The sequence below is a fragment of the Pseudomonas sp. 18-147 genome (genome assembly GCF_051048045.1).
GTDB lineage: Bacteria > Pseudomonadota > Gammaproteobacteria > Pseudomonadales > Pseudomonadaceae > Pseudomonas > Pseudomonas aeruginosa.
The window spans coordinates 4,506,055-4,522,339 of the sequence record NZ_CP182296.1 but is presented as its reverse complement, the minus strand read 5'-3'; the positions used below and the strand labels follow the sequence as shown (position 1 = coordinate 4,522,339).

The window sequence follows — 16,285 nt, the reverse complement described above, 5'->3', positions numbered from 1 at the left end:
CACGTCCGAGCCGCATCAGGAATTCCCGGCATTTGCCCAGGCCGGGATGGAGTTAAGGAAAACAGGCTTCATGATCCGTTCGCGTTGGCATCTCCCCCTGCTTCTCGGCCTGCTCGCGGTGGCCACGCCGCTGGCGGCGAGCGACATCCAGCAGGTACTGTTCAACTTCGTCAAGCCAATGGCCGTGGTCGGCATCACCCTTGAGGATGCCGACCTGCCCAGCGCGACGGCGGAGGCCACCCCGGAGGGCGACATTCTCCGTCGCGTCACCTTCAGCCCGGCGCAACGGCCCACCTTGCGCATGAGTCCGGCGCTGGGCCGTTGGGACTGGTCCGCAGCGGACTACGTGAGCCTGCGCATCCAGAACGCGATGAGCTGGGACATGACCCTGGAGGTCGCGATCGAGGGCGAGCAGGGCGCGCCGGGGCTGCAGGCATCCATCGAGCTACCGGCAGGCCCGCCGCAGACCCTGCTGGTGCCGTTGCGGGCGGTTTCGCCAGAGGCTCTGGGCATGCGTGCGGGGCCGCCGATGCCACAGATGGTCGAAGGCCAGCGGGTGCTGCTGGCGCCACGCGTGGAGGGCTCGCTGGACCGCGCCAGGGTCGGAGCGCTGAGCCTGTCCCTGCGCTCGCCGCAAGCTCCCCAGAGTATCCTGCTCGGACGTTTCGGCATACGCACAGGGAGGGCGGTGGAGCGGAGCATCCTGACCGGCCTGATCGATCGCTATGGCCAGTACAGCCGCGCCGACTGGCCGGAAAAGATTCGTTCCGACGAGCAGTTGCGCAGCGCCTATGCGGCCGAGGCCGCACAGCTCCGCGACTGGGAGCGGCAGACACCGGCGCGCGACCGTTTCGGCGGCCTGCTGGGTGGGCCGGTGTTCGAAGCCAGCGGTTTCTTCCGCACGGAAAAACGTGGCGGGCGCTGGTGGCTGGTTACTCCGGAAGGACATCCGTTCTGGTCGCTGGGCGTTAATGCGGTGACCGCCGACGGCAGCCGGACCTACGTCGAAGGACGCGAGCCGATGTTCGCCGAACTGCCGGCGGAGGGTGAGCCGCTGGCCGCATTCTTCGGTGAGGGCGACGACCGCCGCGGCGTCGCCGCGCAGGCCGGGCGGCGCTTCGGGCATGGCCGCTGGTTCGATTTTCTCGGTGCCAATCGCCAGCGCATCGCTCCCCAGGCGAGTGCCGACCAGCTCGCCGGCGAATGGCGCCAGCGCACCCTGGAGCGCCTCTCGGCATGGGGATTCAACAGCCTCGGCAACTGGAGCGATCCGGCGCTCGCCGCACAGGCGCGGATGCCCTACAGCCTGCCGCTGTCGATCGCCGGCGACTACGCCACGGTCAGCAGCGGTTTCGACTGGTGGGGAGCCATGCCCGATCCCTTCGACCCGCGCTTCGCCATGGCCGCCGAGCGCGTCATCGCCATCGCTGCTCGCGACCACCGCGACGATCCCTGGCTGCTCGGCTACTACGCCGACAACGAACTGGCCTGGGCCGGGCGCGACGGCTCGGCCCTGGCGCGCTACGGCCTCGCTTTCGGAGCCTTGACGCTGTCCATGGACAGTCCGGCGAAGCGCGCCTTCGTCAAGCAATTGAAAGCCAAGTACCTGGGCCATGAGGCATTGGCCGAGGCCTGGGGCATCGAGCTGGCCGCCTGGGAGGCCCTGGAGGCGCCGGGCTACGCGGCTCCGCTGCCGGGCGAGGGGCATCCGGCCATCGCCGAGGACTACAGCGCCTTCCTCCGGCTGTATGCCGACGCTTACTTCAAGACCCTGCGCGACGCCCTGCAATGGCACGCACCGAACCACCTCCTGCTCGGCGGCCGCTTCGCCGTCAGCACTCCCGAGGCGATCACCTCCTGCGCCCGGTATTGCGACCTCCTCAGTTTCAACCTCTATACGCCGTTGCCCGGGCAGGGCCTGGACGACTCCCTGCTGGCGCGGCTGGACAAGCCGGTGCTGATCAGCGAGTTCCACTTCGGCTCGCGGGATCGCGGTCCGTTCTGGGGTGGTGTCAGCGAGGCGGCCAATGAGCGGGCGCGCGGCGACTCCTACCGAACGTTCCTGGAGGCGGCGCTGAAGAGTCCGTATATCGTCGGCGCTCACTGGTTCCAGTACCTCGACCAACCGGCCAGCGGGCGTCTGCTGGACGGCGAGAACGGCCATATAGGCCTGGTCGGGATCACGGGCTTGCCGTTCGCCGGCTTCGTCGACACGGTGCGCCGAAGCAACCTTGCCGCCCTGTCGCGACTGTCGGCGATGGCCAGGTCCATGCCTGCCGTCGAGCCTCTGCCGCCGCGCGAGGATTCAGCCGGTTCATGAGCGCGCATTCACCGCCGCCCGCTTGCGGCGAACCCCTCTTATGTCAGGGTTCACAAGGCCGCCGAGGGCTGGAAGAATGCCCCGACCACTTTCCCACCGGAACTTGCCCATGACGCCCCAAGGCCACTGTGACAGCCGTTTCGCCCCGCTTGCCGAGGCCTTCGCCCGGCTTTTCGACAATCCGCAGGAGCGCGGCGCGGCGTTGTGCCTGGAGGTCGGTGGCGAGACGGTGGTCGACCTCTGGGGCGGCGTCGCGGACAAGGACGGCGAGCAGCCCTGGCAGCGCGACACCATCCTCAATCTGTTCTCCTGCACCAAGACCTTCACCGCCGTTGCCGTGCTGCAACTGGTGGCCGAGGGCAAGCTCGAACTGGACGCGCCGGTGGCACGCTACTGGCCCGAGTTCGCCGCGGCCGGCAAGGCAGCGATCAGCGTGCGCCAGTTGCTCTGCCATCGCGCCGGCCTGCCGGCGCTGCGCGAGCAGATGCCGCCCGAGGCACTCTACGACTGGCAGGCGATGACCACGGCACTGGCCGCCGAGGAGCCCTGGTGGACGCCTGGCGAAGCGCACGGCTATGCACCGATTACCTATGGCTGGCTGCTCGGCGAGGTGATCCGCCGGGTCGACGGCCGCGAGCCGGGCGAGGCCATCGTGGCGCGCACCGCGGCACCGCTGGGCCTGGATTTCCATGTCGGCCTGGACGACAGCCAGTTCGGCCGCGTCGCCCACATGGCACGGAGCAAGGGCAGCCTCGGCGACGCTGCCGCCCAGCGCATGCTGAAGACCATGATGAGCGAGCCATTGGCGCTGACCACCCGTGCCTTCACCAATCCGCCGTCGATCCTCACCAGCACCAACAAGCCGGAATGGCGACGCATGCAGCAGCCGGCCGCCAATGGCCATGGCAACGCGCGCGCGCTCGCCGGCTTCTATAGCGGCCTGTTGCAGGGACGTTTGCTGGAAGATGAACTGCTGGGCCAGTTGGCCCACGAACACGCGGTAGGCGAGGATCGGACCTTGCTGACCCGGACCCGCTTCGGCCTCGGCACCATGCTCGACCAACCGGGCGTGGCCAATGCGACCTACGGACTCGGCCCCAAGGCCTTCGGCCACCCTGGGGCGGGTGGCTCGATCGGCTTCGCCGATCCCGAGCGCGACCTGGCTTTTTCCTTTGTCAGCAACGCCTTGGGGCCGTATGTGCTGATGGATCCGCGGGCGCAGCAGCTGGCGCGTGTCGCGGGGGAGTGTCTGTAATCCGTTGGTTAACTTTTAACCGCTTGTCGGCTCGACGCTAAATTTCATTGCCAAATAATGGCTTAGCGACACAATCTAAAGCGTCGTATGAGATAGGGCGTTGCCGGGGCAGTGGATCGACTCCGGCATCGCTGCGATGTGACCGGCGGTTGAGCCGAATGTTCCATCGGGCTCGCCTTCTTTCACTTCCAACGGACCCCGACGTATGAAACTGCTTAAGACCTCGACGCTTCTTCTCTGCATGACCGCCTCCGGCTGCAGCTATTTCCAGACCCAGGACGCTTCCTCGCAGCCAGCCAAGGCTCCGGCCGAGCAGGCTTCCAGCCATTCATGGTGGCCGTTCGGCAAGGACGACGGACAGACCGTCGCCAAGCAGGCCACGGAACAGAAGGCCGAAGCCGAGCATGTCGGCTCCAGCCACTGGTGGTGGCCGTTCGGCAAGGACGAAGGCGGTCGGGACGTAGCCGCCAAGGCTGCGGAGCAGAAGGCCGAGATCGCCGCGGCGAAGAAAGAAGTCGCCGCCGCAGCCGAGCCGAAGGCCGCCAACCCCTGGTGGTGGCCGTTCGGCGCCAGCTCGGCGAGCAAGGCGTCGGGCAAGCCGGCACTGGTCCAGCAGAAGGTCACCAAGGAGTGGCTGGATGCCCATGAGAAAGCTCTGCGCGAAGCGATCGCCGGTAGCGAGTTTACCCTCGAACGCCGCGACAACGCATTGATCGTCATCGCCCCCGCCGACTACTCGTTCAATCCCAAGCGCCACACCATGCTGATGCCGATCACCCTCAACCCGCTGGGCAAGGTCGCCAAGATGGCCCAGGCCGATCCGCAGAGCGGTATCCTGGTACTCGGCCATACCGACAGCACCGGCAGCAAGGCGGTCAACGACAAGCTGAGCTTCGAGCGTGCCCAGTCGGTGGCGGCGATCTTCCGCCTCAGCGGCCTGAAAGGCGACCAATTGCGCCTGAAGGGGGTCGGTTCCGACATGCCGCGCGCGGACAACGCCAGCGCTGCCGGCCGCGCCCAGAACCGTCGCGTCGAAGTGCTCTATACCCAGCGCGCCAGCCTGCTGTCCCTGGCCCAGGGCAACTGAGCCGAACCGGGGCAGGGCGCTTGGCGCCATTGTCCCGGATCAAGCGCGAGGCGGAGTCTGCGGTTAAGCTATGGCGCATTTCCCCCTGGAGATGCGCCATGACCCAGTCCCTGGCCGATATGCGCCGCGAGTACACCCGCGATGGCCTCAGCGAGGCCAACGCCCCTAGCGATCCCTTCAGCCTGTTCCGCCAGTGGTTCGACGACGCGGTGAAGACCGAGCGCCTGCCGGTCGAACCCAACGCCATGACCCTGGCCACCGTCGACGCCGACGGCTATCCGCATTGCCGTATCCTCCTGCTCAAGGGCCTCGACGAGCGCGGCTTCACCTTCTTCACCAACTACGAAAGCGCCAAGGGCCGGCAACTGGCGGCCAATCCGCGGGCGGCCATGACCTTCTTCTGGCCGGCGCTGGAGCGCCAGGTGCGCATCGAAGGCAGCGTCGAGAAGGTCACTCCCGAGGAATCCGACGCCTACTACCAGGTGCGTCCGCTGGGCAGTCGCCTGGGCGCCTGGGCCTCGCCGCAGAGCCGGGTCATCGCCGATCGCGCCGAGCTGGAACGGCTGCTCGCGGAAACCGAGCGGCGTTTCGCCGACCAGCCGCCGAGCTGTCCCGAGCATTGGGGCGGCTACCGTCTCCTGCCGCAGCGCATCGAGTTCTGGCAGGGGCGGCCGAGCCGCCTGCACGACCGTCTCGACTATCGACGCCAGGACGGCGGCTGGTCGCGCGAACGCCTGGCGCCCTGAGTCCTCCATGTTCGAACTGGATTCGACGCTGGCGCAGCACATCGTCGATCGGGCGATGGCGATCCTGCCGCACAACATCAATGTGATGGATGCCCAGGGCATGATCATCGGCAGCGGCGATCCATCGCGCCTGCATACCCGCCACGAAGGGGCGCAACTGGTGCTGGCCAACCGGCGGGTGGTGGAAATCGACGAGCAGGCCGCCGCCTGCCTGCGCGGGGTGCGGCCAGGGGTGAACCTGCCGTTGCTGCACGCCGAGCGGCTGGTCGGCGTGCTCGGCATCACCGGCGCGCCGGAGGTGGTCCGGCCCTATGCCGAGCTGGTGCGGATGGCAGCGGAAATGCTCATGGAACAGCGCCAGATGCAGGACGAGCGACACTGGCAACGCCAGCGTCACGAAGCCTGGCTGCGCCAGTTGCTCGATCCCGGCCACGGCCTCGGGGCGCTGGCGGCCGATGCCGAACACCTGGGGCTGGCCATGCACTGGCCGCGCCAGGCGGTCTTCCTGGAACTGCCCGAGCATGCCGATCCGCTGCCTTGCCAGGCTCGCCTGCTGGCGGCACTCGGCGGCCGGGCGGAGCACTGGAGCGCGGCGCTGGGCGAGCGCCTGGTGTTCTGGTGCCGGCCGGTAGCCCACGCAGATACGCTCGAGCACTGGCTGGAGCGCGCCGACGCGCGCGGCTGGGGCGTGGCGCGCCTGTGTGCCGGCGACCCGGCGCACGACCTGGCCGAGCTGCGCGCCTCGGCCTGCGCCGCACGCGACCTGCTGGACTATGCGCGCAGCCGGTTGCCCGGTCGGCGGGTCGTGACCCTGGACGGACACCGCCTCGCCAGCCTGCTGTTCAGCCAGCGCGACAGTTGGCAGGTGCGGCAGCTGCTGGCGCCCTTGCAGCGGTTGCTCGACCACGATCCGCAAGGTTCGCTGGCCGCTACCCTGGAGTCCTGGTGCGCCCATGACGGGCACGCCCAGGCCTGTGCCCAGGCGCTGGGGATCCATCGCAACAGCCTGCGCTACCGACTGGAGCGCATCGCTTCGATCAGCGGGCTCGATCTCGCTCGCCTGGAGCACCGCCAGCAATTGTTGCTGGGGCTGCAATTGCTCGTTCCGCGCCGCGGGTAACGGGCGGATCAATCGATTCACTGTGCGGTCGCACAAAATGTTCCCCTTCCAGCGCCGTCTTCCTCTGGCCGTTGCACAAGGCGTGGTCGGTCCCGACGGAGCGAAAATGACCCGCCCCTGGGCGCCCATCCCACACCCATAACAACAAGGAGGCGGCTCATGACCCTGGTCCTGATCCTGCTGGCGTTGATCGCCTTTATCGTCCTGTCCACCACGCGACTCAAGCTGCACCCGTTCCTCGCCCTGCTGGCGGCCGCGCTGATCGCCGGCTTCGCCTACCAGGTACCCACGGCGGAAATCGTCAAGACCGTTACCGGCGGCTTCGGCAGCATCCTCGGCTACATCGGCATCGTCATCGTGCTCGGCACCATCATCGGGGTGATCCTCGAGCGCAGCGGTGCGGCGATCACCATGGCGGAAAGCGTGATCCGCCTGCTCGGCGAACGCTTCCCGACCCTGACCATGTCGATCATCGGCTACCTGGTGTCGATCCCGGTGTTCTGCGATTCCGGCTTCGTCATCCTCAACTCGCTGAAGAACGCCCTGGCAGCGCGGATGAAGATATCCACCATCGCCATGAGCGTGGCCCTGGCCACCGGTCTCTACGCCACCCACACCTTCGTGCCGCCGACCCCGGGACCGATCGCCGCGGCCGGCAACCTCGGCCTGGACGCCAGCCTTGGCCTGGTGATCGTGGTCGGCCTGGTGGTCGCCTTCGTCACCGCGATGGCCGGCATGTGGTGGGCCAATCGCTTCGTCGGCAAGGACATTCCCCTGGTCGACGACGGCCAGGTCGTCCAGACCGAAGAGGACTTCAGCGAGCTGCGTGCCCGCTACGGCAAGCTGCCCAGCGCCACCCAGGCGTTCGCGCCGATCTTCGTACCGATCCTGTTGATCTGCCTTGGCTCGGTCGCGGTATTCCCGAGCAAGCCGCTGGGCGAGGGCGTACTGTTCGCCTGCCTGAACTTCCTCGGTCAACCGGTGATCGCCCTGCTGGTCGGCCTGGCGCTGGCCTGCACCCTGCTCAAGGGCCAGAGCAAGCGCGAGGAATTCCATGAGCGCGTGGTGGAAGGCATCCAGTCGGCCGCGCCGATCCTGCTGATCACCGGCGCCGGCGGCGCCTTCGGTGCGATGCTGAAGATCACTCCGCTCGGCGACTACCTGGGCAGCACCCTGTCAGCGTTGGGCATCGGCCTGTTCATGCCGTTCGTGGTGGCGGCCGCGCTGAAGACCGCACAGGGCTCGACCACCGTGGCGCTGGTCACCACCTCGGCGCTGGTCGCTCCGCTGCTGCCGCAGCTCGGCCTGGACAGCGAGATGGGCCGGGTGCTGACGGTCATGGCGATCGGTGCCGGAGCGATGACGGTGTCCCACGCCAATGACAGCTTCTTCTGGGTGGTCACACAGTTCAGCCGCATGACCGTATCCACTGCCTATCGCGCCCAGACCCTGGCGACCCTGGTCCAGGGTATCGCCGGTATGCTCGCGGTATGGCTGCTCAGCCTTGTGCTGCTCTGATTGAAGCGGGGCCGGGGACTCCCGGCCCTGCGAGGTGACTGATGAAAATCGTGATTGCTCCTGATTCGTTCAAGGAAAGCCTGTCCGCGCCCGACGTCGCCGAGGCTATCGCCCGCGGCTGGCGGCGAGTCTTCCCGCAGGCCGAGGTGTTGCTGCGGCCACTGGCGGACGGCGGCGAAGGTACGGTCGATGCGGTACTCGCCGCCACCGCCGGCGAACGTCGCGAATGCCGTGTCGAAGGCCCGCTCGGTGAGCCGACCCTGGCGCACTGGGGCTGGCTGGACGACGCCACCGCAGTGATCGAAATGGCTTCCGCCAGCGGCTTGCACCTGGTCCCGCGCGACCGCCGCGACGCCACGCGCAGCAGCAGCCGTGGCACTGGCGAGCTGATCCGTGCGGCGCTGGACGCCGGGGCGCGGAAGATCATCCTCGGCCTCGGCGGCAGCGCTACCAACGATGCCGGCGCCGGCCTGCTGGGCGCGCTCGGCGTGCGTTTCCTGGCTGCCGACGGCGAGGAACTGGCGCCCGGCGGCGCCGCGCTGGCTGGCCTGCACAGTCTCGACCTGGGCGGGCTGGATCCGCGCCTGGTGGATGTCGCGGTGGAAGTCGCCGCGGACGTCGACAACCCGCTATGCGGGCCGCGCGGCGCGTCGGCGGTGTTCGGTCCGCAGAAGGGCGCCAGCGCTGAACAGGTGGCGCAACTGGATGCCGCCCTGGCGCACTTCGCCAAGGTGGTCGCGGCGACCCTTGGCGAGGACTTCAGCCGGGTGCCGGGCGTCGGCGCCGCCGGCGGCCTGGGTTTCGCCGCGAGGGCATTCCTCCGCGCGCGTTTCCGCCCAGGCATCGAACTGGTGGCGGAGCTGGCCGGGCTGGCCGATGCGCTGGTCGGTGCCGACCTGGTGCTGACCGGCGAGGGCCGCCTGGATGCGCAGAGCCTGCACGGCAAGACCCCGGTGGGCGTGGCGCGAATCGCGCGCCAGGCCGGCGTTCCCGTGGTAGCCCTGGCCGGCAGCCTGGGCGACGGCTACCAGCGCCTGCACGACGCCGGCATCGATGCGGCGTTCAGCCTGGCGCCGGGACCGATCAGCCTGGAGCAGGCCTGTGCCGGAGCGGCGGCGGAACTGGAGGCGCGCGCCGAGCAGATCGCCCGGCTCTGGCGCCTGGCTCAGGCTTCGCGGGAAGGGTAGTCGGCGGCGGCGCGCTCCAGCCAGGCCGGCAGGTCGCGCCGCTTCACCTTGCTGGCCTTGGCCTCGGCCAGTCGCTGTAACAGATAGTCACGCTTTTGCGGGTCGTCGCCGGCGAATGACAGCGCCAGGTCGCGGTCCATCCAGCGGCGGATGCGCCAGTAGATCCACCAGTGGAAATACAGGCCGGCGGCGGTGGTGACGACGATGATGAAATAGTCCATGGCTGTTCCTTCTGCGGGCGCTCACCCTAGCCGATCGGTCCCGCCGATGAAAGCGGGAGGGTTCGGTCGAAACTGAACGAACCTGTACCATTGCTGAATCGATTCGATTATCTCGCGCCGGCCAGGTGACAGGAGCGGCTGCGGGAGAGTCTAATATTCGTCAGTTATCCCTTTCGGAGATGCCGTTATGCGCAAGTCTGCCTTGATCGTTGCTTCCTTCACCGCCATGGCCCTGGCTCTTGGCGGCTGCCAATCCAGCCTCACCGGCGATACCTACAGCCGTGAGGAAGCCCGTACCGTGCAGACTGTACGCATGGGCACCATCCAGGCCTTGCGCCCGGTCAAGATCGAAGGCACCAAGACCCCGATCGGTTCCATCGCCGGTGCCGGCGTCGGCGGTGTCGCCGGCAGCGCGGTGGGCGGCGGCAAGGGCAGCTACGTCGCGGCCATCATCGGCGCGGTCGCTGGCGGCCTGCTGGGCGCGGCTACCGAAGAAGGCCTGACGCGCACCCAGGGCGTCGAGATCACCGTGCGCGAAGACGACGGCAGCACCCGCGCCTATGTCCAGCAGGTCGACCAGGGCCAGATCTTCCGCGTCGGCGAGCGCGTGCGCATCCTGACCGTCAACGGCACCAGCCGCGTCGCCCACTGATTCTTCCCACGTTATCCCGCGGCCGGCATTTCGCCGGCCGTTTTCGTTGTAGCGCCGAACCACTGCGAGCGTTGTCTTGCTAAGCTTCAAGTCGTTGCCGCTGCAGAGTTTTTTTCGGCTTTCCGGCAGTCGGAACGCCTGAATTTTGTAATAATTCAATCCATGACGTTCGTTCGATAGATTGCGATAATCGTAGTTCCGTCGCGCCGCGCCTGCCGGTGGCCGATGGGGCTTCGAGCTGCTGGCGATCCGGCCGCGCACCGACAACCGCGGGGAAGCACCGCCGGCCAGGCATGCCGGGGGCTCCGCCATCGAAGAGGAGTAGCCCATGATTCTGGCGCTGATCATCGCGCTGCCGTTCATGGGGGCGTTGTTGCCCCTGCTTGCCGAGCGTGGCGGCCGCACCTTGTGCGCGGCGTCCGCCGGCGTGGCGCCGCTGATCGGCCTGATCCTGTTGCTCGGACAGCGCGGCACGGTGTTCGCCGGGCAGACCCTGACCGCCAGCTATTCCTGGCTGCCGGAAATCGGCATCAACCTCAGCCTGCGCCTGGACGGCCTCGGTTTCCTCTTCGCCCTGCTGATCCTCGGCATCGGCCTGCTGGTGATCCTCTACGCCCGCTACTACCTCTCCGAACAGGAGCCGATGGGGCGTTTCTTCGCTTTCCTGCTGCTGTTCATGGGCTCCATGCTCGGCGTGGTGCTCGCGGAAAATCTCTTGCTGATGATGCTCTTCTGGGAGCTGACCAGCCTGTCCTCGTTCCTGCTCATCGGCTTCTGGGGCAGCCGTTCCGACGCCCGCAAGGGTGCGAGGATGGCCCTGACCGTTACCGGAGGGGGCGGCCTGGCGCTGCTGGCCGGGGTGCTGCTGCTCGGCCACATCGCCGGCAGCTTCGAACTCACCGAGGTCCTCGCGGCTGGCGAGCTGATCCGCGCCCACGCTCTGTATCCGCTGGTGCTGATACTGATCCTGCTCGGCGTGTTCACCAAGTCGGCGCAGTTTCCCTTCCATTTCTGGCTGCCCCACGCGATGGCGGCGCCGACCCCGGTTTCCGCGTACCTGCACTCGGCGACCATGGTCAAGGCCGGCGTATTCCTGCTGGCCCGGCTGTATCCGGCGCTGGCCGGCACCGAGTGGTTCTTCTACCTGGTCAGCCTGAGCGGCCTGGTGACGCTGTTGCTGGGGGCCGGCATGGCACTGTTCCAGCATGACCTGAAGGGGCTGCTGGCCTACTCGACGATCAGCCACCTGGGCCTGATCACCCTGCTGTTCGGCCTCGACTCCCCGCTGTCGAACGTCGCCGCGGTGTTCCACATCATCAACCACGCGACCTTCAAGGCCTCGCTGTTCATGGCCGCCGGGATCATCGACCACGAGACCGGCAGCCGCGACATGCGCCTGATCAACGGGATGTGGAAGTACCTGCCGCATACCGCGGTGCTGGCCATCGTCGCCTCCCTGGCGATGGCCGGGGTGCCGCTGCTGAACGGCTTCCTCAGCAAGGAGATGTTCTTCGGCGAAACCCTCAGCCAGAACCTGCTGGGCAGCTTCAACTGGCTGGTGCCGGCGGTGGCGACCCTGGCCGGCGTGTTCTCGGTGGCCTATTCGCTGCGTTTCATCCACGACGTGTTCTTCAACGGCGAGCCGGCCCGGTTGCCGAAGTTCCCGCCCCACGAGCCGCCGCGCTACATGAAGGTACCGGTGGAGATCCTGGTGTTCCTCTGCCTGTTGGTCGGCATGCTGCCGGCCTACACCGTGGCGCCGCTGCTGGCCGCCGCCGCCAGTGCCAGCCTTGGCGGGCAACTGCCGGAATACAGCCTGGCGATCTGGCACGGTTTCAACCTGCCATTGCTGATGAGCGTGGTGGCGCTGGTTGGCGGTGTGCTGGTCTATGTCCTGCGCAAGCCGCTGTTCAACTGGTACGCCGGGTTACCGGAGGTGGACGCCAAGCTGGTCTTCGAGCAGCAGGTGCAACGTGTGGTGGCCCTGGCCGCGCGCCTGACCGCCTGGCTGGAGAACGGGTCGCTGCAGCGCTACCTGGCCTGGCTGCTGGGCGCGGCGCTGGTCGTGGTGGCGGTCGAGCTGGCACCGCTGGCGAGGCTGACCGGCTCGCGCGGGCTGACCCCGCTGGACGGTATCACCGCCCTGGGCATGCTGGTGCTGGCCTTCAGCGGCCTGGCCACGGCGCTGTTCCATCGCATGCGCCTGGTCGCGCTATTGATCCTCAGCGTCGCCGGCCTGCTGGTAGCCCTGGCCTTCGCTCGCTTCTCGGCCCCGGACCTGGCGCTGACCCAGTTGTCGGTGGAAGTGGTGACCATGGTCCTGCTGATGCTGGCGCTGTATTTCCTGCCCTCGCGCACTCCGGCGGAGTCCTCCAGCCTGCGCGGCTTGCGCGACGTGGCGCTGGCCGGCGGGGTCGGCATGCTGGTGGCGCTGCTGGCCTACGCGGTGCTGACCCGGCCCTACGAGAGCATCGCCGGATTCTTCGTCGAGAACAGCGTCTCCGGGGGCGGCGGCTACAACGTGGTCAACGTCATCCTGGTGGACTTCCGTGGTTTCGATACCCTCGGCGAGATCAGCGTGCTGGCGATTGCCGGCGTCGGTATCTACGCGATGCTCGCCGGTTTCGCCCTGCACAAGCCGACCTGCGACCCGCAGGGTCGCAACTGGGCCCACGCCAAGCACCCGCTGATCCTGGAAACCCTGTCGCGGGTGCTGCTGCCGCTGGCGTTGCTGATCTCGGTGTTCATCTTCCTGCGCGGCCACAACCTGCCGGGCGGAGGTTTCATCGCCGGCCTGGTGACTGCCATCGCCCTGGTGCTGCAATACATCGCCAGCGGCTCGCAGTGGGTCGAGCAGCGCCTGCCGCTGAACTATGCGGCCATGGCTGGCGCCGGAGTGCTGATCGCCGGGCTCACCGGGCTCGGCAGCTGGCTGTTCGGCTATCCGTTCCTGACTTCCGCGTTCGGCCACTTCGAGTTGCCGCTGATCGGCGAGATCGAGCTGGCCACGGCGATGCTGTTCGACCTCGGCGTGTACCTCACCGTGGTCGGTGCCGCGCTGCTGATCCTGTCCTACCTCGGCAAGCTCAGCCTGATGCCTGAACCCGTCGCACAAGAGGAGGCGCTCTGATGGAAGCCCTGTTCGCCATCACCCTCGGCCTGCTCACCGCCAGCGGCGTCTACCTGCTGCTGCGGGCGAGGACTTTCCCGGTGGTGCTCGGTCTCACGCTGATCTCCTACGCGGTCAACCTGTTCCTGTTCGCCATGGGCCGACTCGGCGGCAGCGTCGCGGTGATCGGCACTCCCGGGGAGTATGGTGATCCGTTGCCGCAGGCGCTGGTGCTGACCGCCATCGTCATCGGCTTCGCCATGACCGCCTTTGTCGTGGTCCTGGCCCTGCGTGGCCTCGGTGACCTCGGCAGCGACCACGTAGATGGCCGTCCGGACGAGGAGGAGCCGCGCCCATGAGCCATTGGCTGATCCTGCCGATCCTGCTCCCCCTGTTTGCCGGCAGCCTGCTGCTGTTGCCGCTGGCCGAGCGCTGGCAGCGCGGCCTGTCGTTGCTCGCGGCGCTGGCGCTGATCCCCCTGAGCCTGCTGCTGATACGTACGGCCGCCAGCGGCGACCTGAGCGTCTATGCCCTGGGCAACTGGGCCGCGCCGTTCGGCATCGTGCTCATGCTCGATCGTCTCGCCGCCCTGATGCTGCTGGCCACCGCGGTGCTCGGCAGCGCCGCGCTGATCTACGCGCTGCGTGGCGACGACCGCCTGGGCAAGCATTTCCACGCATTGTTCCAGTTCCAGCTGCTCGGTATCAACGGCGCCTTCCTGACCGGCGACCTGTTCAACCTGTTCGTGTTCTTCGAGATACTCCTGATCGCCTCCTACGCGTTGCTCCTGCATGGCGGCGGCGCGGAGCGGGTGCGCTCGGGCTTGCACTACGTGATCCTAAACCTGGTCGGCTCGGCGTTCTTCCTGATCGCCGTGGGTACCCTGTATGGCCTCACCGGCACCCTGAACATGGCCGACATGGCGCAGAAGATCGCCATGGCAGATGCCGAGCGCGCGCCGCTGCTGGCGGCAGCCGGGCTCCTGCTGCTGGTGGTGTTCGCCCTGAAGGCGGCGCTGTTGCCGCTGTACTTCTGGCTGCCGCGCGCCTATGCCGCGGCCAGCGCGCCGGTGGCGGCGCTGTTCGCGATCATGACCAAGGTCGGCATCTATTCGATCCTGCGGGTCTACACGCTGGTCTTCGGCGATGCCGCCGGCGAGCTGGCCAACCTGGCGCAGGCCTGGCTCTGGCCGCTGGCCCTGGCGACCCTCGGCCTGGGCGCGATCGGTGCCTTGGCGGCGCGGACCCTGCAAAGCCTGCTGGCCTACCTGGTGGTGGTCTCCGCCGGAACCCTCCTGGCTGGCGTGGCGTTGGGCAGCGAGCGGGCGCTGGCGGCGTCGCTGTACTACCTGCTGCACAGTACCTGGATCGCCGGTGGCCTGTTCCTGCTCGCCGACCTGGTCGCCCGCCAGCGCGGCGACAAGGCCGGCGACCTGGTCCAGGGCCCGGCGTTGCAGAATCCTCGGTTGCTCGGCGGGGCTTTCTTCATCGGCGCCATCGCCGTTGCCGGTCTGCCGCCATTGTCGGGGTTCTTCGGCAAGGTCATGCTTTTGCAGTCGGTCGCTCCCGGCAGCCAGGCGCTGGCCCTATGGAGCGTGGTACTGGGCAGCGGCCTGGTGGCGCTGGTGGCGTTGAGCCGGGCCGGCAGCACGCTGTTCTGGCGCACCGGGCATACCGTGCTCGGTAGCGCCGAACTGGACCACGGCCGCTTGTTCGCCTGCATCCTGTTGCTCTCCGCCGGCCCGTTGCTGGTGTTCGCCGCGAAGCCGCTGCTGGCCTACGTCCAGGCCACCGCGGCGCAGTTGCACGACCTCGACCTGTATCGCCAGATCATCACCCGCGGAGGTGCCGCATGATCAGCCGCTCGTTGCCGCGTCCGCTTCTTCGCGTACTGCCTCATCCCGTGCTTAGTGTCCTGCTGTTGCTGGTCTGGTTGCTGCTGGTGGATTCCTTCGCCATCGGCCACTGGCTGCTCGGCGCCTTCCTCGGCGTGTGCATTCCGCTGCTAACCAACCGCCTGCTGGTCGGGCGCAGCCAGGAGTGGCATCCGTTGCTGCTGCTGAAGCTGCTGGCGCTGGTGATGTGGGACATCCTCGTCGCCAACATCCAGGTCGCCCGCCTGACCCTCGGACCGATCGAGCGCTTGCGTCCGGCCTTCGTCGAGGTGCCGATCGAGCTGGAGAACGACCTCGCCATCAGCGTGCTGGTGAGCATCGTCTCGCTGACCCCGGGGTCGGTGTCGTCGGACCTCAGCGACGACCGCAAGACCTTGCTGGTGCACGGCCTCGACGTGCCGGACAAGGCGGCGCTGATCGCCGAGATCAAGCAACGCTACGAAGCGCCGCTGAAGGAGATCTTCCCATGCTCGCTTACGTGATCCCGCTGTGCCTGGCGCTGCTCGGCCTGGCCCTGTTGCTGACCCTGGCGCGCCTGGTCAAGGGGCCGTGCCTGCCGGACCGGGCGCTGGCGCTGGACACCCTCTACGTGAACGCCATCGCGCTGCTGGTGCTGTACGGCATCTGGCGCGACAGCGACCTGTTCTTCGAGGCGGCGCTGCTGATCGCGGTGCTCGGCTTCGTCGGTACGGTGGCGGTGGCCAAATACATGCTGCGCGGAGACATCATCGAATGACTGGCGAACCCCTGAGCCTGTGGCTGGAAATCATCGTCTCGGCGTTCCTCCTGCTGGGCAGCGCCTTCGTCCTGATCGGCGCGATCGGCCTGTACCGCCTGCCGGACTTCTTCATGCGCCTGCACGGGCCGACCAAGGCCACCACCCTCGGGGTCGGCGGGGTGATCGTCGCCTCGCTGATCTATTTCTCCAACCGCCAGGCGGGCATCAGCCTGCACGAATTGCTGATCAGCCTGTTCCTCTTCATCAGCGCCCCGGTCAGCGCCTACATGCTGGCCAAGGCCGCGGTGCTGCAGCAGTTGCCGCTGGAGAAGAAGACTCGCGGCAAGCCCTGGGAGCAGTGAGGCCCGGCGCAACAGTTTTGCCCGCTTTCTGTGCCTGTCGGCGCAGCTAGCCGGCTGCCTATACTGGGAGTCCTTTTTCCGGCGGCGCGGCGGCGC

At 67.7% G+C, this 16,285-nt stretch carries 15 protein-coding genes; 14 read left to right on the top strand and 1 reads right to left on the bottom strand.

Features of this window, described 5'->3' with window-relative positions; all coding sequences use genetic code 11:
• Positions 1 to 46 precede the first annotated feature (46 nt).
• From ACM0M4_RS21360 to ACM0M4_RS21330, 7 genes are all read left to right on the top strand, one after another.
• Entirely contained in the window at positions 47 to 2,320 is a 2,274-nt protein-coding gene (locus ACM0M4_RS21360; RefSeq protein ID WP_003120626.1) for a beta-agarase, read from the top strand.
• Between the two features lie 109 nt (positions 2,321 to 2,429).
• Entirely contained in the window at positions 2,430 to 3,575 is a 1,146-nt protein-coding gene (locus ACM0M4_RS21355; RefSeq protein ID WP_003163128.1) for a serine hydrolase domain-containing protein, read from the top strand.
• A 205-nt stretch (positions 3,576 to 3,780) separates the two neighbouring features.
• Complete coding sequence (locus tag ACM0M4_RS21350) at positions 3,781 to 4,662, top strand: OmpA family protein (RefSeq protein ID WP_003082037.1); 882 nt, start codon at positions 3,781 to 3,783, stop codon at positions 4,660 to 4,662.
• 98 nt (positions 4,663 to 4,760) lie between these two features.
• Positions 4,761 to 5,408 (top strand): pyridoxamine 5'-phosphate oxidase, encoded by a 648-nt coding sequence (gene pdxH, locus ACM0M4_RS21345; protein WP_003082041.1) that lies wholly within the window; start codon positions 4,761 to 4,763, stop codon positions 5,406 to 5,408.
• A 7-nt stretch (positions 5,409 to 5,415) separates the two neighbouring features.
• The gene (locus ACM0M4_RS21340; RefSeq protein ID WP_003112517.1) at positions 5,416 to 6,528 is read left to right on the top strand and encodes a CdaR family transcriptional regulator; all 1,113 of its coding nucleotides are present in this window, start codon (positions 5,416 to 5,418) and stop codon (positions 6,526 to 6,528) included.
• 159 nt (positions 6,529 to 6,687) lie between these two features.
• Complete coding sequence (locus ACM0M4_RS21335) at positions 6,688 to 8,046, top strand: GntP family permease (protein ID WP_003086363.1); 1,359 nt, start codon at positions 6,688 to 6,690, stop codon at positions 8,044 to 8,046.
• 41 nt (positions 8,047 to 8,087) lie between these two features.
• Positions 8,088 to 9,233 carry a glycerate kinase gene (locus ACM0M4_RS21330; RefSeq protein WP_003082051.1) on the top strand — a complete coding sequence of 382 codons (1,146 nt, stop codon included), beginning with the start codon at positions 8,088 to 8,090 and terminating at the stop codon, positions 9,231 to 9,233.
• On the opposite strand, the gene ACM0M4_RS21325 is transcribed toward ACM0M4_RS21330, so the two are convergent.
• Positions 9,212 to 9,454: a hypothetical protein gene (locus ACM0M4_RS21325; RefSeq protein WP_003082053.1), complete on the bottom strand. Its 243-nt coding sequence runs from the start codon at positions 9,452 to 9,454 to the stop codon at positions 9,212 to 9,214. The genes ACM0M4_RS21330 and ACM0M4_RS21325 overlap by 22 nt on opposite strands.
• A 187-nt stretch (positions 9,455 to 9,641) precedes the next feature.
• Here ACM0M4_RS21325 and ACM0M4_RS21320 point away from each other — a divergent pair, with 187 nt between their 5' ends.
• The 7 genes from ACM0M4_RS21320 to ACM0M4_RS21290 all read left to right on the top strand — a co-directional run bounded on the left by ACM0M4_RS21320 (position 9,642) and on the right by ACM0M4_RS21290 (position 16,189).
• Positions 9,642 to 10,106, top strand: coding sequence for a glycine zipper 2TM domain-containing protein (locus tag ACM0M4_RS21320; RefSeq protein WP_003082056.1), 465 nt, complete (start codon positions 9,642 to 9,644; stop codon positions 10,104 to 10,106).
• A 328-nt stretch (positions 10,107 to 10,434) separates the two neighbouring features.
• Positions 10,435 to 13,236 (top strand): monovalent cation/H+ antiporter subunit A, encoded by a 2,802-nt coding sequence (locus tag ACM0M4_RS21315; protein ID WP_003082059.1) that lies wholly within the window; start codon positions 10,435 to 10,437, stop codon positions 13,234 to 13,236.
• The gene (locus ACM0M4_RS21310) at positions 13,236 to 13,574 is read left to right on the top strand and encodes a Na+/H+ antiporter subunit C (protein WP_003082068.1); all 339 of its coding nucleotides are present in this window, start codon (positions 13,236 to 13,238) and stop codon (positions 13,572 to 13,574) included. The genes ACM0M4_RS21315 and ACM0M4_RS21310 overlap by 1 nt, the downstream gene beginning before the upstream one ends.
• The gene (locus tag ACM0M4_RS21305) at positions 13,571 to 15,070 is read left to right on the top strand and encodes a monovalent cation/H+ antiporter subunit D (protein ID WP_003123177.1); all 1,500 of its coding nucleotides are present in this window, start codon (positions 13,571 to 13,573) and stop codon (positions 15,068 to 15,070) included. Before ACM0M4_RS21310 ends, ACM0M4_RS21305 begins: the two co-directional genes overlap by 4 nt.
• Complete coding sequence (locus ACM0M4_RS21300; protein WP_003082074.1) at positions 15,067 to 15,591, top strand: Na+/H+ antiporter subunit E; 525 nt, start codon at positions 15,067 to 15,069, stop codon at positions 15,589 to 15,591. The genes ACM0M4_RS21305 and ACM0M4_RS21300 overlap by 4 nt, the downstream gene beginning before the upstream one ends.
• Positions 15,576 to 15,845, top strand: coding sequence for a K+/H+ antiporter subunit F (locus ACM0M4_RS21295; RefSeq protein ID WP_003082079.1), 270 nt, complete (start codon positions 15,576 to 15,578; stop codon positions 15,843 to 15,845). The genes ACM0M4_RS21300 and ACM0M4_RS21295 overlap by 16 nt, the downstream gene beginning before the upstream one ends.
• Positions 15,842 to 16,189 carry a Na+/H+ antiporter subunit G gene (locus ACM0M4_RS21290; RefSeq protein ID WP_003082083.1) on the top strand — a complete coding sequence of 116 codons (348 nt, stop codon included), beginning with the start codon at positions 15,842 to 15,844 and terminating at the stop codon, positions 16,187 to 16,189. The genes ACM0M4_RS21295 and ACM0M4_RS21290 overlap by 4 nt, the downstream gene beginning before the upstream one ends.
• The last annotated feature ends 96 nt before the right edge of the window (positions 16,190 to 16,285 follow it).

What these genes read in the sequence shown, in the direction of transcription:
- ACM0M4_RS21360 (WP_003120626.1), top strand. Translation starts at nt 47, where the DNA reads ATGGAGTTAAGGAAAACAGGCTTCATGATCCGTTCGCGTTGGCATCTC.
- ACM0M4_RS21355 (WP_003163128.1), top strand. Translation starts at nt 2,430, where the DNA reads ATGACGCCCCAAGGCCACTGTGACAGCCGTTTCGCCCCGCTTGCCGAG.
- ACM0M4_RS21350 (WP_003082037.1), top strand. Translation starts at nt 3,781, where the DNA reads ATGAAACTGCTTAAGACCTCGACGCTTCTTCTCTGCATGACCGCCTCC.
- pdxH (WP_003082041.1), top strand. Translation starts at nt 4,761, where the DNA reads ATGACCCAGTCCCTGGCCGATATGCGCCGCGAGTACACCCGCGATGGC.
- ACM0M4_RS21340 (WP_003112517.1), top strand. Translation starts at nt 5,416, where the DNA reads ATGTTCGAACTGGATTCGACGCTGGCGCAGCACATCGTCGATCGGGCG.
- ACM0M4_RS21335 (WP_003086363.1), top strand. Translation starts at nt 6,688, where the DNA reads ATGACCCTGGTCCTGATCCTGCTGGCGTTGATCGCCTTTATCGTCCTG.
- ACM0M4_RS21330 (WP_003082051.1), top strand. Translation starts at nt 8,088, where the DNA reads ATGAAAATCGTGATTGCTCCTGATTCGTTCAAGGAAAGCCTGTCCGCG.
- ACM0M4_RS21325 (WP_003082053.1), bottom strand. Translation starts at nt 9,454, where the DNA reads ATGGACTATTTCATCATCGTCGTCACCACCGCCGCCGGCCTGTATTTC.
- ACM0M4_RS21320 (WP_003082056.1), top strand. Translation starts at nt 9,642, where the DNA reads ATGCGCAAGTCTGCCTTGATCGTTGCTTCCTTCACCGCCATGGCCCTG.
- ACM0M4_RS21315 (WP_003082059.1), top strand. Translation starts at nt 10,435, where the DNA reads ATGATTCTGGCGCTGATCATCGCGCTGCCGTTCATGGGGGCGTTGTTG.
- ACM0M4_RS21310 (WP_003082068.1), top strand. Translation starts at nt 13,236, where the DNA reads ATGGAAGCCCTGTTCGCCATCACCCTCGGCCTGCTCACCGCCAGCGGC.
- ACM0M4_RS21305 (WP_003123177.1), top strand. Translation starts at nt 13,571, where the DNA reads ATGAGCCATTGGCTGATCCTGCCGATCCTGCTCCCCCTGTTTGCCGGC.
- ACM0M4_RS21300 (WP_003082074.1), top strand. Translation starts at nt 15,067, where the DNA reads ATGATCAGCCGCTCGTTGCCGCGTCCGCTTCTTCGCGTACTGCCTCAT.
- ACM0M4_RS21295 (WP_003082079.1), top strand. Translation starts at nt 15,576, where the DNA reads ATGCTCGCTTACGTGATCCCGCTGTGCCTGGCGCTGCTCGGCCTGGCC.
- ACM0M4_RS21290 (WP_003082083.1), top strand. Translation starts at nt 15,842, where the DNA reads ATGACTGGCGAACCCCTGAGCCTGTGGCTGGAAATCATCGTCTCGGCG.